This is a genomic window from Romboutsia sp. LXY-2, assembly GCF_056171995.1.
Genome location: NZ_JBKFGI010000006.1, coordinates 377,349 through 391,914, shown reverse-complemented (window position 1 = coordinate 391,914; position 14,566 = coordinate 377,349). Strand labels below are relative to the sequence as shown.

Below are 14,566 nucleotides of genomic sequence, written 5' to 3'. Positions count from 1 at the left end.
GGGAGGCACATAATGAATAATAAAGAATTATTAAAAATAGCAGAAGAAATGAGAGACTTCTCATATAGTCCATATTCTAACTTTAAAGTTGGAGCAGCACTATTAACTAAAAGTGGTAAAGTTTATACTGGATGTAACATAGAGTGCGCATCAATAGGAGGAACTAACTGTGCTGAAAGAACAGCACTTTTCAAGGCTATATCAGAAGGTGAAAAAGAAGTAGAAGCTATAGCTATAGCAAGTAGTAACTCTGAAAAAGATGAGCCAACTTATCCTTGCGGTATATGTAGGCAGGTAATAATAGAATTTGGACCGGATATAAAAATAATAACTGGATATACAGAAGGAAAAATATATGAGTGTAAAATAAGTGATTTAATACCTCATTATTTTTCTGGAAGCGACTTTATAGATAATAAATAATCACATAAGATAACGAGGAGAATTAACATGTTTAAATCAGGATTTGTCAGCATTGTAGGAAGACCAAACGTAGGGAAATCTACACTTATGAATAATGTAGTTGGAGAAAAAATCGCAATAATGAGTGATAAGCCGCAAACTACAAGAAACACAATACAAGCAGTATATACAAATGAAGAGTGTCAAATAGTATTTTTAGATACACCAGGAATTCATAAGCCTAAAAATAAATTAGGTGAGTTTATGGTAAAATCAGCAACAGATGCATTTAAAAATGTAGATGTAGTATTATTTGTTGTCGATGATTCTAAAAAGATAGGACCTGGAGACAGAAAGATAATAGAAGACTTAAGAAACATAAAAGCGCCAGTGGTTTTAATTATAAATAAAATAGACCAACTAGAAGAAGCAGATTTATTTGATATAATGAAGATGTACCATGCAGAGGGAGTATTTAAAGAAATAGTTCCTATATCAGCTCTTAAGGGTAGAAATATAAAAGAATTATTAAAGGTTGTTCAAAACTATTTAGAAGAAGGACCAAAATATTTCCCTGATTATATGATAACAGATCAACCAGAGAGAGTATTAGTATCAGAACTAATAAGAGAAAAAGTATTACATTATGTTCATGATGAAATACCTCATGGTGTTGCAGTAGATATTGAAAGAATGAAATCTAGAAAAGATAAAGAAATAGTTGATGTTTCTGCAGTAATATACTGTGAAAGAGATTCACATAAAGGTATAATAATAGGTAAGAATGGTAGAAAACTAAAAGGAATAGGAAAGTCTGCAAGAGAAGATATGGAATTGCTTTTAGGATCTCAAATAAATCTTCAATTATGGGTTAAAGTAAAAGAGAATTGGAGAAATTTACAAAATTACGTTAGTGATTTTGGATACAATGATAAATAAAGGTGGGTTATATGGATAGGAAACAGGATGCGTCCAAAGATTTGCTTTATGAAGTAAAGCTTCTAATTGAAAATAATAAAATTCTAGAGGTAAGAGAATTACTTGAAGAGTATCATATAATTGATATTTTTGATGTTATGGAATATCTAGATGAAGATATGAAGATAAAACTATTTGAGGTACTGCCAATAGACATGGCAGCATCAATTCTAGAAGAAAGTGATGTTGAGTTTTTTAGCTCAATATTATCAAAAATAGATATTGAACATAGAAGAAACATTTTAGAACTTATGTCTTTAGATGATATGGCAGATATTTTAAGTCAATTAGAAGAAAAAGAAAGATATGAAGTTATGGAACTCTTAAGCCAGGAAGATGCTGATGATATTAAAGAATTATTAATATATGAAGAAGAATCAACTGGTGGGATTATGACTACGGGATATATAGAAGTAAATAAAGATATGACTGCTAAAGATGCGATCGAACATATGAGAAAAAATGCAGAGGATGCTGAAACAATCTATTATATATATGTAGTTGACAATGAAGAAAGGCTAGTTGGAGTTTTATCTTTAAGAGAATTAATAACAGCTAGAGATTCTAATATTGTTGAAGAGTTGATGAGTGAAAATATCATTTCTGTTTATGTAGATGAAGATAGAGAAGAAGCGGTTAGGCTAGTATCTAAGTATAACCTAATAGCTATTCCGGTTATAGATAGAGAGCAGAGATTAAAAGGAATTATCACTGTAGACGATATAATTGATGTTATGGAAGAAGAAGCCACTGAAGATATGTATAAGTTTGCAGGAACTTCTGAGCAAGAAAGAGAAGTAGTAGAAAAGGTGAATCCAACACCTAAAGAGCAGATAATATCATCAGTAAGAGCTAGAATTCCTTGGCTTTTTATTACACTAATAGGTGGATTATTTTCAACATTAATACTTTCAAACTTAGATTTTATAATGAATCCTACTTATGCACCTTTAGTATTCTTCATTCCTTTAGTAATAGGAATGGGTGGTAATATAGGTACACAGGCTTCAGCACTGACTGTTATGGCAATGTCAAATAAAAATGTAGATTTTAATAATGTGATAAGAGAGGGTGTAGTAGGACTTATAACAGGAATACTATGCAGTATTATAATAGGAATTGTTACGTTTGTATTTATCAAAGACATAAATATAGTATTAATAGTTTCAATATCACTATTTATTAATATGATATTAGGTGCAATGATAGGGGCATTTATGCCAGTATTATTAAAAAAGATGGACTTAGATCCTTCAATAGTATCGGCGCCATTAATATCTACAGCACTTGATATAACTTCTATTACTATATACTTTGTAGTAACAACTATAATATTGTCAAAAATTGTTTAATAACTTAATGTATTATTTACCCTCTTCTTACTAAAAATATAAATATAAGCGTAAGGAGGGGGTTTTTTAAAAATGAACAATTTATGTTGGGAAGTTTTTAAAAATACGGGTAGCATAGAAGCCTACCTATATTTGCGTGACAGAGAAAACTTACAAGACGAAAATGAAAGTATGAGGGAGATAAATAACAACAATGATAGTATTGAATACCCAGGGGATAGTACTTAAAGCGGTTAGATATGAAGAAAATGATGTAATATTAACTTTGTTTACTAGAAAACTGGGAAAAGTAGCTGCACTAGCTAAGGGAGCTAAAAAAAATAAAAGCTCTCTTTTATCCTCATCGCAGCTTTTTTCCTATTCTAACTTTACATTAAAAAAACAAGGTAATATGTATAGGGTAAGTCAAGGTGATATTATAAAGAGTTTTTATGACCTATCATATGATATTGAGGCATTTTCATATTCTACTTATGTTACAAAGCTAGTAGAAAGTTCCACAGTTGAGAATCAAACTAATAATAGATTGTTTGTACTACTTGCTCAAACCTTATATTTATATACGCAAGAAGATGCAGACAAAAAATTTATTACTCATGCATTTGAACTAAAATTTCTAGATTATATAGGATTTAAGCCTGTAGTAACTAGATGTATTAATTGCCAAAGTAAAGAATTAAAAGATTCTGTTTTTAACATTCACGAAGGTGGAGTATTATGTAGAAATTGTAGTGAAATATTTGAAGATAATTCTAAAATAGATTTAACAACTATCAGACTTATGGAATATATATTAAGTAACGATATACTACAATGCAGTAAAGCAAAAGTATCAAAGTATATAGTATATGAGTTACAAAATATATTAAAGGCATATTTAAATGTTTATGTTGACAACATTAATTTAAAATCACTATACTTATTGCAAAGTATACAAAATGATAAGGGAGTTGATAAGGGTGAGTAATATAACTATTGAAAAGCTAGATGCAATATTAGAAAGAGTACCAAGTGCTACTTATTCTGAAGCGAAAGAAGCATTACTTCAAAGTGATGGAGATGTAATTGAAGCAATAATATTACTAGAAAGTAAAAGTTATAGTAGTAAGGCAAAGAAAAAAGTTGAAGATGTGTTTTCTAAAGACATGTTCTCAAAGGACTCTGAAGACTTAAAAGAAATAACTAATCAATTAAAAGAGTTACTAAAGAAAAGTAGTGTAATAAGAATAATGGTAGAAAAAAATGGAAAAGTTATAGTTAATATACCTTTAACATTAGGAGTTGTAGGAATAGCTCTAGGACCATTATATACATTAGTTGGTTTATCTGCTGCTGTTATTGGTAAATATCACATAAAAATACAAAATGAAGATGATGGTTCAGTTGTAGATCTAGGCGAATTAAACGAAGAAAAATTAAATATGTTAAAGCAAATGCTAACTAACACTGCGAAAGAAGTAAAAGACGTAGTAGTTGATAAGAAAAAAGACAATAAAGATATAACTGACGAACTAATGAAAGAATTTGATGATATGAATAATGAAAAAGACGAACAAAAATAGGTAGATACCAGTGTCTAGGTTGACAAATTTTACACTATTTGATATTCTAAAAGTTATAAAAGAACTATTTATTGGCCTTTCGTGTAGACGAAAGGCTTTGTTGTTATAAAATAAGCAAATGAAAAAACAGGAGGTATTATTATGAATTTTCAAAATATGATACTAACATTGCAAGACTACTGGGCTAAGCAAGGATGTATCATGATGCAACCTTATGATGTTGAAAAAGGTGCTGGGACAATGAACCCTAATACACTTTTAAGATCTTTAGGTCCAGAACCTTGGACAGTGTGTTATGTGGAGCCGTCTAGAAGACCAGCAGATGGTAGATACGGAGAAAACCCAAACAGATTATATCAACATCACCAATTCCAAGTTATATTAAAGCCATCTCCTGATAATATACAAGAGTTATATTTAGGAAGTTTAGAGGCTATAGGAATAAATCCAATGGAGCATGACATAAGATTCGTTGAAGACAACTGGGAAGCAGCTACAGTTGGAGCATGGGGACTTGGATGGGAAGTATGGCTAGATGGTATGGAAATAACTCAGTTTACATATTTCCAACAAGTTGGAGGTATCGAGTGTGAGCTTGAAACTGGAGAAATAACATACGGACTTGAAAGATTAGCAATGTACATACAAGAAGTAGACAGTGTTTATGATTTAAAATGGAATGATGAAATAACATATGGAGATGTATTCAAAAAAGCAGAGTACGAAAACTCAATGTATGCGTTTGAAGAATGTGACGCAGAAATGTTATTTAATTTATTTGACATATATGAAAAAGAAGCATTAAGACTTATAGAAAGAGGTTTAGTAATACCTGCATATGATTATGTTTTAAAATGCTCTCATACCTTTAATACACTAGATGCAAGAGGAGCTATAGGGGTTAGCCAAAGAGCTTCATTTATAGGTAAAGTTAGAAATATGACTAAAGAAGTAGCTTCAGTATATGTAAAACAAAGAGAAGAAATGGGATACCCTCTTATAAAGGAAGGTGACAAGTAATGAGTAAATATCTTTTATTTGAAATTGGTGTTGAAGAAATGCCATCAAGATTTGTAAGCAGTACTTTAGACCAATTAAAGAATAATTTAAATAAATCACTAAATGAAAATAGAGTAGAATTTGATAATATAGAAACTTTTGGTACACCTAGAAGATTAACTTTAGTAGTTAAAGGTATAAGTGATAAGCAAAGCAACTTAGAAGAAGAAGTAAAAGGACCTTCTAAGAAAATAGCTTTAGATACAGATGGAAACTTTACAAAGCCTGCACTTGGATTTATGAAGAGTAAGGGATTAAAAGAAGAAGAAGTTTGCTTTAAGCAAATGGGTAAAGATGAATATCTTTACGGAACTATAAGACAAGAAGGAAAAGAAACAAGTGAAGTATTAAAGAACATATTACCTGATTGTATAAAGAATGTTACATTCCCAAAGGCAATGCGTTGGGGTGGAAAGAACATGAGATTTGTTAGACCTATAAGATGGATGGTAACTTTATTAAATGATGATGTTTTAGAAATATACTTAGAAGGAATAGTATCATCTAATAAAACAAAAGGTCATAGATTCTTAGGTCAAAGTGAATTTGAAGTAAGTTCTTTAGAAGACTACTACAATAAGTTAGAAGAAAACTTTGTTATATTAGACCAAGAAAAGAGAAAAGAGCTTATTAAGAAGCAATGTATAGAAGTTGCAAATAAATTAGGTGGAGAAGTTGAATTTGACGAAGATTTACTTGAAGAAATAACACACTTAGTTGAATATCCTACTGCTTTCTATGGAGAATTTGATGAGGATTATGCAAAATTACCTAAAGAAGTAGTAACTACCCCTATGAAAGAGCATCAAAGATACTTCCCAGTATTAAAAGATGGTAAACTACTTCCTAACTTTATAGCAGTTAGAAATGGTGATGCTCATTGTATAGAAAAAGTTAAAGCTGGTAATGAAAAAGTTTTAGAAGCTAGACTTGCAGATGCATTATTCTTCTACAAAGAAGATACTAAGAAGAACTTAGAAAGCTATTGTGATAAGTTAAAAACTGTTGTTTTCCAAGCTAAGCTAGGAACAATATATGATAAGTCATTAAGAATAGAAAGTTTAAGTAACAACATAATAAATGCATTAAACTTATCAAGTGAGGCTGATGATACTAAGAGAGCAGCTAGAATATTAAAGGCTGACTTAGTAACAGGTATGGTATTTGAATTCACTGAATTACAAGGTATTATGGGTAGAGAATATGCTAAAGTAAGTGGAGAAAACGAAGCTGTTTGTGAAGCTATATTTGAGCATTACTTACCAAGATTTGCAGGAGATATACTTCCTCAAACTAACCCTGGTATTGTATTATCTATATCTGATAAATTAGATTCTATAGCAGGATTCTTTGCAATAGGTATACAACCTACAGGATCTCAGGACCCTTATGCTTTAAGACGTCAAGCTTTAGGTATATTAAGCATACTTATGGATAAAAAACTAGACGTTAATTTAGAGGAATTAGTAGGATTTGCTTTAGATAACTATAGTGAATTAGAATTCAATAAAGAAGAAGTAACAGCTCAAATAATGGAATTCTTCAAAGAAAGAATTAAAAACTTATTTAGAGAATTAGGAATAAGATATGATGTAATAGATGCTGTATTAAGTTCAGAGATAAACGACATTAGTGATATGCACACTAGAGCTGTTGAACTTAATAACTGGTTACAAAAAGACGAATTAGTTGAAATGTTAACTGCTTTCAACAGAGTATCAACATTAGCTCAAAAATCTGATAGCAGTGAAGTAAACGAAAATCTATTAAAAGAAGAAGCAGAAGTAAACTTATATAATGAATTTAAAAATACAAAAGAAAAAGTTGAAAAGTTATTATTAGATAAAAATTATAGTGAAGCTTTAGATGCTTTTGCATCATTAAGACCTGTAATAGATAATATGTTTGACAATGTAATGGTTATGGATAAAGATGAAGCTATTAAAAACAACAGACTAGCTTTATTAAGACAAATCTATGAAACAATGTTAAAAATATGCGATTTATCTAAGATTGTATATAAGTAAGCAAAATGCCACTAGAATTAGTGGCATTTCTTTGTTTTTTGAACTTTTTATTGAAAAAACTTATTATTACACACAATACATATGTAATAAGTGGGAAATAATAATAAAAAAATTAATATAAAGTGCTTAATATATAGAAATATATATTATAATATTAGATGAACATAAACAATTTAGCTGCATTATTTAATATGTATAGCCCATTAATACATATAAAATAGATATAGTGTACACTAAATAATAAAAAATATATCACATTTATACAAAAAAGAGTTTACAATATGGCTTATATGAACATATAATATAAATATATAAGCTTAATATTGATTTAAAAGTATAGCACAAAGAAAGAAGGTGATTATTATTCAACTTAATCAAAGACAATTAAAGATAATTGATATAGTAAAAGCAAATGAGCCAATAACTAGTGAGAGTATTGCAGCTCACCTAAATCTAACTCGTGCTACACTGAGATCAGATTTAGCTATATTAACTATGACAGGTATACTAGATGCTAGACCTAAGGTTGGATATTTTTATTCTGGAGTTAGTGAGATAAACTTAATCAATAATAAACTTAAGGATAAAAAAGTTGAAGATATAATGAGCATGCCTATAGTAGTAAAAAAAGATATTAGTATATATGATGTTATAGTTACTATGTTTTTATCAGATGTAGGTAGTATTTTTATTATAGATGACAATGAAAATTTATGTGGTGTAGTTTCTAGAAAAGACTTATTAAAAGCTACTATAGGAGGAAATGATATAAATAAGATGCCTATAGGAATGATAATGACTAGAACGCCAAATGTAATAACTATTAGTAAAGATGAAGACATTATTATAGCAGTGAAAAAGTTAATAGAGCATGAAGTTGATTCCGTACCGGTAGTTGAATATAGCAAAGATGATGAAAACCATATAAAGGTAGTTGGAAGACTATCAAAAACTAATATAACAAAACTATTCTTAGAAATAGTGGACAATTAAGGAGGAATATATATGGAGAATTTAATTGTTTATGTAATTTCAGACTCGGTAGGAGAAACTGCTCAACAAGTTACTAAAGCTGCTGTATCTCAGTTTACGATAAATGAAGATTTTGAAATAAGAAGATTTCCTTATGTGGTAGATGATAAATTTTTATTAGACGTTCTAAGTAGTGCTAAAAGTGAGGATGCAATAATAGTTTATACACTAGTAGATGAAAAACTACTAAATACAACAAAAGAATATTGTGAGAAGGAAGGATTAAGTCATGTAGATTTAATGACTCCAATATTAAAGGAAATAGCTAAAAAGACTAATACAAAGCCTAAGAGAGAACCAGGTATAATCAGAAAGTTAGATGACTCATACTTTAAAAGAGTTGAAGCAATAGAATTTGCAGTCAAATATGATGATGGGAAAGACCCAAGAGGTATATTAAAAGCAGATATAGTTTTACTTGGAATATCAAGAACATCGAAGACTCCTTTAAGTATGTATTTAGCTAATAAAAACATGAAGGTAGCAAATGTACCTTTAGTTCCTGAAATACCAATACCAAAGGAAGTATTTGAAATAAATCCTAAAAAAATAATTGGACTTACTAACACGCCTGAAAAGTTAAACCAAATAAGACAAGAAAGACTAAAAGCTTTAGGTCTTTCAAGTAATGCAAGTTATGCAAATCTTGAAAGAATACTACAAGAACTTGATTATTCTGAAGAGGTAATGAAAAAGGTTGGATGCCCTGTTATTGATGTATCAAGTAAGGCAATAGAAGAAACTGCAGGTATAATACTAGATATACTAAAAGAAAATGGGCTTAATATATACAAGGATAAAGAAAGATAAAATGTATAAATGTGATAAAAAATAAGTGAATGGGGGATTAAATAATGGAAGCTAAATATGTTTATAGTTTTAATGAAGGTAACAAAGAGATGAAAAATTTATTAGGAGGCAAGGGAGCTAACTTAGCAGAAATGACTAAAATAGGTTTACCAGTACCTCCTGGATTTACAATAACAACTAATGCATGTAACGATTATTATGAAAATAAAGAAATAATAAGAGATGAAATAGTTAAAGAGATAGATAACCACTTAGAAAATTTAGAAAAGCAATTAGAAAAGCAATTAGGATGCAATGAAAATCCACTATTAATATCTGTTCGTTCAGGTGCAGTATTCTCAATGCCAGGAATGATGGATACAATATTAAACCTTGGTTTAAATGATACTAGTGTAGTAGCATTATGTGAAGCAACACAAAATGAAAGATTTGCTTATGATAGTTACAGAAGATTTATTCAAATGTTTTCAGATGTAGCTATGGGTGTTCCTAAATACAAATTTGAAAACATATTAGACAAAGTAAAAGAGTCAAAAGGCTATAAGTTTGACACAGACTTAAAAGTAGAAGATTTAAAGGAAGTAGTAAGACAGTATAAAGAAGTTTATAAAAAAGAAATTAAAACTGAATTCCCACAAGAACCAAAAGAGCAGTTACTATTAGCAATAAAAGCTGTATTTAAATCTTGGAATAATCCTCGTGCAATGGTATATAGAAAACTACATGATATACCTCATAATTTAGGTACTGCAGTTAATATTCAATCAATGGTATTTGGAAATATGGGTGAAACTAGTGGTACAGGAGTTGCATTTACTAGAAACCCATCAACAGGAGAAAATAAATTGTTTGGTGAATTCTTAATGAATGCACAAGGAGAAGACGTTGTTGCAGGGATAAGAACACCTCAAGATATTTCTACACTTAAAGAAGTTATGCCTAAAGCATACGATGAATTTGTGAAAATAACGGCTATACTTGAAAATCATTATAAAGATATGCAAGATATAGAGTTTACTATAGAGAGAGAAAAATTATATATACTACAAACTAGAAATGGAAAAAGAACAGCTACAGCAGCTATAAGCATAGCAGTTGATTTAGTTGAAGATAATATAATAGATGAAAAAGAAGCTATATTAAGAATAGAGCCTAATCAATTAGACCAACTATTACATCCAAACTTCGAAAGTAAATCTTTAAAAAGTGCTACAGTAATTGCTAAAGGACTTCCAGCATCACCTGGAGCTAGTAGTGGTAAAGTATACTTTAATGCTGAAGATGTAATAAAAGCTGCTGAAAATGGTGAAAATGCTATATTAGTAAGATTAGAAACATCACCTGAAGATATAGAAGGTATGATTTGTGCTCAAGGCATACTTACTGCTAGAGGTGGTATGACATCTCATGCAGCCGTAGTAGCAAGAGGAATGGGTAAATGTTGTGTAGCAGGCTGTGGTGAAATAAAAGTAGACGAATACAATAAAGAAATAAGAACAGAAGATGTGGTAATAAAAGAAGGTGAATATATTTCTTTAGATGGTTCAACTGGTTGTGTATATATAGGAGAAGTTAAGAAAACAGAAGTTGCTTTAACAGGAAACTTTGAGAAACTAATGACTTGGGTTGATAAATATAAAACTATGATGGTAAGAACTAATGCAGATAATCCTAGAGATGCTAAAACAGCTTTAAGCTTTGGTGCAGAAGGTATAGGTTTATGTAGAACTGAGCATATGTTCTTTGAAGAAGATAGAATACCAGCAGTAAGAGAAATGATATTATCTAAGACTCTAGAGCAAAGATTAGTAGCTTTAGAAAAACTTTTACCGATGCAAAGAGAAGATTTCACTGAAATGTTTAAGGTAATGGATGGTAAGAGCGTAAATATAAGATTATTAGATCCACCACTACATGAATTCTTACCTCATGATGAAGAAACAATAGAAGAATTAGCTAAGTCTATGGATATTCCTAAAAGTGAAATTAAGAAAAGAATAGTAGATTTAGATGAGTTTAATCCAATGTTAGGACATAGAGGTTGTAGACTTGCAATAACATTCCCAGAAATATGTGAAATGCAAGCGAAAGCAATAATACAAGGTGCTATAGAAGCTACAAGACAAGGGGCTATTGTAAAACCTGAAATAATGATTCCTCTAGTAGGAGAAATAAATGAATTTAAGATAATAAGAGATATAATAAAAGAAACAGCAGATAAGATAATAGAAGAAGAAAATGTAGATGTAGAATATACTATAGGAACAATGATTGAAATACCAAGAGCATGTCTTCTTGCTGATGAAATAGCTAAAGAAGCAGACTTCTTCAGCTTTGGAACAAATGACTTAACACAAATGACTTTTGGATATTCAAGAGATGACTCTAGTAAGTTCTTAGGTGAATATGTAAATAGAGAAATACTTGAAAAAGACCCATTCCAAGTTCTAGACCAAAGAGGTGTAGGTAAGCTTGTACAAATGGGAGTTAAATTAGGTAAGTCAGTAAAACCTAATATTAAGCTAGGTATTTGTGGAGAGCATGGAGGAGAACCTAGTTCAGTGGAGTTCTGTTATAATACTGGATTAAACTATGTATCTTGTTCGCCATACAGAGTACCAATAGCAAGACTTGCAGCAGCTCAAGCTGCAATAAGAAACCCTAGATAAATTTAAAAATTATTTTATAATACTCCTTTATTTAGTCAATGACATGTGAAACTTATTTAAGCCAACATCATAGATTAATAAAGGAGTATTTTAATGTAAGTTAATAGATGGGGGAGATAAAATGACTAAATGTCCAAGATGTGGAAAAGAAGTATCGTCAAGACCAGGTACAATTTGCCCAAGATGTGGATTGAAGGTTTCTCAAGTACTAGCAAAAACTAGATGTCCGGAACCGAGTTGCAGGGCATTAGTATCAAAAAAATTAGAGTATTGTCCGAAATGTGGTTGCAAATTAAAAGGATATAATATTTCAGAAATAATGAAAATGGCTAGATCCAAAATAGACGAAACTTTTTATGATAAAGATTAATAATTAATATAGTAGTATTACAATAAAAAGGGAAAAGAAGCAATGTTATTGATTCTTTTCCCTTTTTATATAAATTATTTTTTAATTATATTTAGTTTCCTTTATCAACTTCAAGATCCCATCCAAAATATCCATTTGGTTTTTTAGAGTATTTTAGTGTTGCATCGAATTTAGTTCCTTGCTTTGATGTTAATGATTTAACCTTAGCTTGTCCATTTTTTAGTATGCTTTTTACCATGGTTTTATTTGGTTTTTTCTTATAGTATTCTAAGAATTTATCATTTTTCCATATTCCAAATTTACATTCTTTATAGTTTGTGCATATAAATCCTTTTTCTGATTCTAAAACATTATTTTGACAGATAGGGCATTTACCTAAAGAATCAGTTTTACTATCACTAGAAGTTGTTTTTTTTGATCGTGTGCTAGCTTTTGAATTTTCTTTAGCACTATTTTTAGAAGACTCCTTAGTAAATTTCTTTGTCTTTGGGTTATATACATAGTTTTCAGTACTTATATTTTTAGGTCTATCTCTTTTTATAAGTTCAACATTTTGAACAATAAAGCTCATAATATTAGTTAAATATTCTTTTCTAGTAAATTGACCTTTTTGAATATCGCTTAAGCTTTTTTCAAGTTTACCAGTATAGTCTACGTCGAATAAGTCTTTTACAGGGAAAATTTCAACTAAGTTTTTACCTAAATCTGTTACAAAATAAGACTTTCCTTTTTTATTAACATATCCAACTTGAGAAATCTTTTTTAATACATCTGCACGAGTAGCAGATGTACCTATAGAATAACCTGACAATACAGTAGTATCATCGTCAGATACATTTTTACCACAGTTTTTCATAGCTTTAAGTAAAGTATCTTCAGTATATGGTTTAGGTGGTGTAGTTTGCTTTGTTAATGGTTTTATTTCAAGAACATCAACAATATCATTCTTATTCATCATAGGAAGTAAGTCGTCCTTTTCTTCCTTATTATAAACTTCAAGATAACCCTTAGTTTTTAAAACCTTTCCTTTAGTTAAGAAAAGTCCATCATCTACCTTTGTCTTAATTTCAGTATTTTCAAATTCAGCAGGTGGCATAAAGTTAGCTATAAATCTATCTTTAATTGCATTATAAACTATTGATTCATCGTTGCTTAAATTTGTAGGGATGATATAAGTTGGAATTATGGCACTATGGCTATCTACTTTTGAAGAGTCGAAGACTCTTTTTGTTTTAGCAAACTTAATTTTATTTTCGTAAGGTAATCCAACTTTTAGTTTATCTAATGTTTGAGAAACCTTAGTAGTTAAACTTTCTTCAAGATAAATAGAATCCGTTCTAGGGTAAGTAATATATCCACCCTTACCTTTTCCTTCATAAAGGGATTGACACACGCTTAGAACCTTATCTGAAGTGAAATTAGAGTGTTTAGAAGTAATATATCCTTGAAGAGAAGTTAAACTGAATAGCTTAGGTGCATATTCCTTAGACATAGTGACTTTTTTATCACTAATAACCCCAGTAGATGAAGTAATATTATTAATTGCTTCATTGGCTTCTTCTTCTGTATCAAATTTACTTTCTTTACCTTTTATATATTTACCTTTATATTCGCCATTTTCACATTTGAAAAGACCTTCAATTTCGTAGTAGGTTTTTGGGATAAAATTAGCTATTTCCATATCTCTATCATAAACTAATTTTACAGTAGGTAAAATTACACGACCTATGTTTAAAAGCTTACCATTTCCATATTTAAGAGTAGCAGCAGAAGTAAAGTTAATACCTATTAGCCAATCGGTAATAAGTCTTGTATATCCAGCTGCTTGTAGATTTCTCATTTCTGAGTCATCTTTAAGGTTATTGATACCTCTTGTTATATCCTCAGGTGTCCATTCGTTTACTAATATTCTTTTTACAGGTTTTTTATTTTTTGCTAATAAGAATATTAAGAATGATATTAATTCACCCTCTCTATCGTTATCGGTTGCATTTATTACATATTCTATATCGTCTCTATGTAAAAGATTTTTAACTATATCAAACTGCTTCTTTTTTGAAGCATCCACTTTAAATTTAAACTTATCTGGTGGGATAAAAGGAAAATTATCCATTCTCCATGAACCTGAATATCTATCTTTATCGTAGTCTTTCATATCATAGAGCCCTACTAGATGACCAACGGCATAAGTGACAATATATCCGTTACCCTCGAAATACCCGTCTTGCCTAGTCTTTGCTCCTAAGAAAGATGCTATAGTTTTTGCAACGGACGGTTTTTCTGCTAGTATTATTTTCATATAAAC

The 14,566-nt window shown here is 30.0% G+C and carries 13 protein-coding genes; 12 read left to right on the top strand and 1 reads right to left on the bottom strand.

What is annotated here, in order from left to right:
- Positions 1–12 precede the first annotated feature (12 nt).
- The 12 genes from ACI48P_RS13045 to ACI48P_RS12990 all read left to right on the top strand — a co-directional run bounded on the left by ACI48P_RS13045 (position 13) and on the right by ACI48P_RS12990 (position 12,261).
- Positions 13–423, top strand: a complete 411-nt coding sequence (locus tag ACI48P_RS13045) for a cytidine deaminase (protein ID WP_475216354.1) — start codon at positions 13–15, stop codon at positions 421–423.
- Between the two features lie 27 nt (positions 424–450).
- Complete coding sequence (gene era / locus ACI48P_RS13040; protein ID WP_475216353.1) at positions 451–1,341, top strand: GTPase Era; 891 nt, start codon at positions 451–453, stop codon at positions 1,339–1,341.
- A gap of 11 nt (positions 1,342–1,352) precedes the next feature.
- Positions 1,353–2,732, top strand: coding sequence for a magnesium transporter (mgtE, locus tag ACI48P_RS13035; RefSeq protein WP_475216351.1), 1,380 nt, complete (start codon positions 1,353–1,355; stop codon positions 2,730–2,732).
- Positions 2,733–2,804: 72 nt separating this feature from the next.
- Entirely contained in the window at positions 2,805–2,960 is a 156-nt protein-coding gene (locus ACI48P_RS13030; protein WP_475216349.1) for a YqzL family protein, read from the top strand.
- Positions 2,926–3,699: a DNA repair protein RecO gene (recO, locus tag ACI48P_RS13025; protein WP_475216347.1), complete on the top strand. Its 774-nt coding sequence runs from the start codon at positions 2,926–2,928 to the stop codon at positions 3,697–3,699. Before ACI48P_RS13030 ends, recO begins: the two co-directional genes overlap by 35 nt.
- Positions 3,692–4,294: a DUF4342 domain-containing protein gene (locus tag ACI48P_RS13020; protein WP_475216345.1), complete on the top strand. Its 603-nt coding sequence runs from the start codon at positions 3,692–3,694 to the stop codon at positions 4,292–4,294. The genes recO and ACI48P_RS13020 overlap by 8 nt, the downstream gene beginning before the upstream one ends.
- 141 nt (positions 4,295–4,435) lie before the next feature.
- Positions 4,436–5,314, top strand: a complete 879-nt coding sequence (gene glyQ, locus ACI48P_RS13015; RefSeq protein ID WP_475216343.1) for a glycine--tRNA ligase subunit alpha — start codon at positions 4,436–4,438, stop codon at positions 5,312–5,314.
- Positions 5,314–7,380 carry a glycine--tRNA ligase subunit beta gene (gene glyS / locus ACI48P_RS13010; protein ID WP_475216341.1) on the top strand — a complete coding sequence of 689 codons (2,067 nt, stop codon included), beginning with the start codon at positions 5,314–5,316 and terminating at the stop codon, positions 7,378–7,380. Before glyQ ends, glyS begins: the two co-directional genes overlap by 1 nt.
- Positions 7,381–7,734: 354 nt before the next feature.
- The gene (gene ccpN, locus ACI48P_RS13005) at positions 7,735–8,373 is read left to right on the top strand and encodes a transcriptional regulator CcpN (protein ID WP_475216339.1); all 639 of its coding nucleotides are present in this window, start codon (positions 7,735–7,737) and stop codon (positions 8,371–8,373) included.
- A 12-nt stretch (positions 8,374–8,385) separates the two neighbouring features.
- Positions 8,386–9,222, top strand: a complete 837-nt coding sequence (locus tag ACI48P_RS13000) for a pyruvate, water dikinase regulatory protein (protein ID WP_475216337.1) — start codon at positions 8,386–8,388, stop codon at positions 9,220–9,222.
- Positions 9,223–9,266: 44 nt separating this feature from the next.
- Positions 9,267–11,891, top strand: coding sequence for a pyruvate, phosphate dikinase (ppdK, locus tag ACI48P_RS12995; RefSeq protein WP_475216335.1), 2,625 nt, complete (start codon positions 9,267–9,269; stop codon positions 11,889–11,891).
- A 121-nt stretch (positions 11,892–12,012) separates the two neighbouring features.
- A complete protein-coding gene (locus ACI48P_RS12990) occupies positions 12,013–12,261 on the top strand; it encodes a double zinc ribbon domain-containing protein (RefSeq protein ID WP_475216333.1) in 249 nt (82 codons plus the stop codon).
- 91 nt (positions 12,262–12,352) lie between these two features.
- Here the strand turns inward: ACI48P_RS12990 and ACI48P_RS12985 are convergent, their stop codons facing one another.
- Positions 12,353–14,560, bottom strand: coding sequence for a DNA topoisomerase (locus ACI48P_RS12985; protein WP_475216331.1), 2,208 nt, complete (start codon positions 14,558–14,560; stop codon positions 12,353–12,355).
- Positions 14,561–14,566 lie beyond the last annotated feature (6 nt).

What these genes read in the sequence shown, in the direction of transcription:
- ACI48P_RS13045 (WP_475216354.1), top strand. Translation starts at nt 13, where the DNA reads ATGAATAATAAAGAATTATTAAAAATAGCAGAAGAAATGAGAGACTTC.
- era (WP_475216353.1), top strand. Translation starts at nt 451, where the DNA reads ATGTTTAAATCAGGATTTGTCAGCATTGTAGGAAGACCAAACGTAGGG.
- mgtE (WP_475216351.1), top strand. Translation starts at nt 1,353, where the DNA reads ATGGATAGGAAACAGGATGCGTCCAAAGATTTGCTTTATGAAGTAAAG.
- ACI48P_RS13030 (WP_475216349.1), top strand. Translation starts at nt 2,805, where the DNA reads ATGAACAATTTATGTTGGGAAGTTTTTAAAAATACGGGTAGCATAGAA.
- recO (WP_475216347.1), top strand. Translation starts at nt 2,926, where the DNA reads ATGATAGTATTGAATACCCAGGGGATAGTACTTAAAGCGGTTAGATAT.
- glyQ (WP_475216343.1), top strand. Translation starts at nt 4,436, where the DNA reads ATGAATTTTCAAAATATGATACTAACATTGCAAGACTACTGGGCTAAG.
- glyS (WP_475216341.1), top strand. Translation starts at nt 5,314, where the DNA reads ATGAGTAAATATCTTTTATTTGAAATTGGTGTTGAAGAAATGCCATCA.
- ACI48P_RS13000 (WP_475216337.1), top strand. Translation starts at nt 8,386, where the DNA reads ATGGAGAATTTAATTGTTTATGTAATTTCAGACTCGGTAGGAGAAACT.
- ppdK (WP_475216335.1), top strand. Translation starts at nt 9,267, where the DNA reads ATGGAAGCTAAATATGTTTATAGTTTTAATGAAGGTAACAAAGAGATG.
- ACI48P_RS12990 (WP_475216333.1), top strand. Translation starts at nt 12,013, where the DNA reads ATGACTAAATGTCCAAGATGTGGAAAAGAAGTATCGTCAAGACCAGGT.
- ACI48P_RS12985 (WP_475216331.1), bottom strand. Translation starts at nt 14,560, where the DNA reads ATGAAAATAATACTAGCAGAAAAACCGTCCGTTGCAAAAACTATAGCA.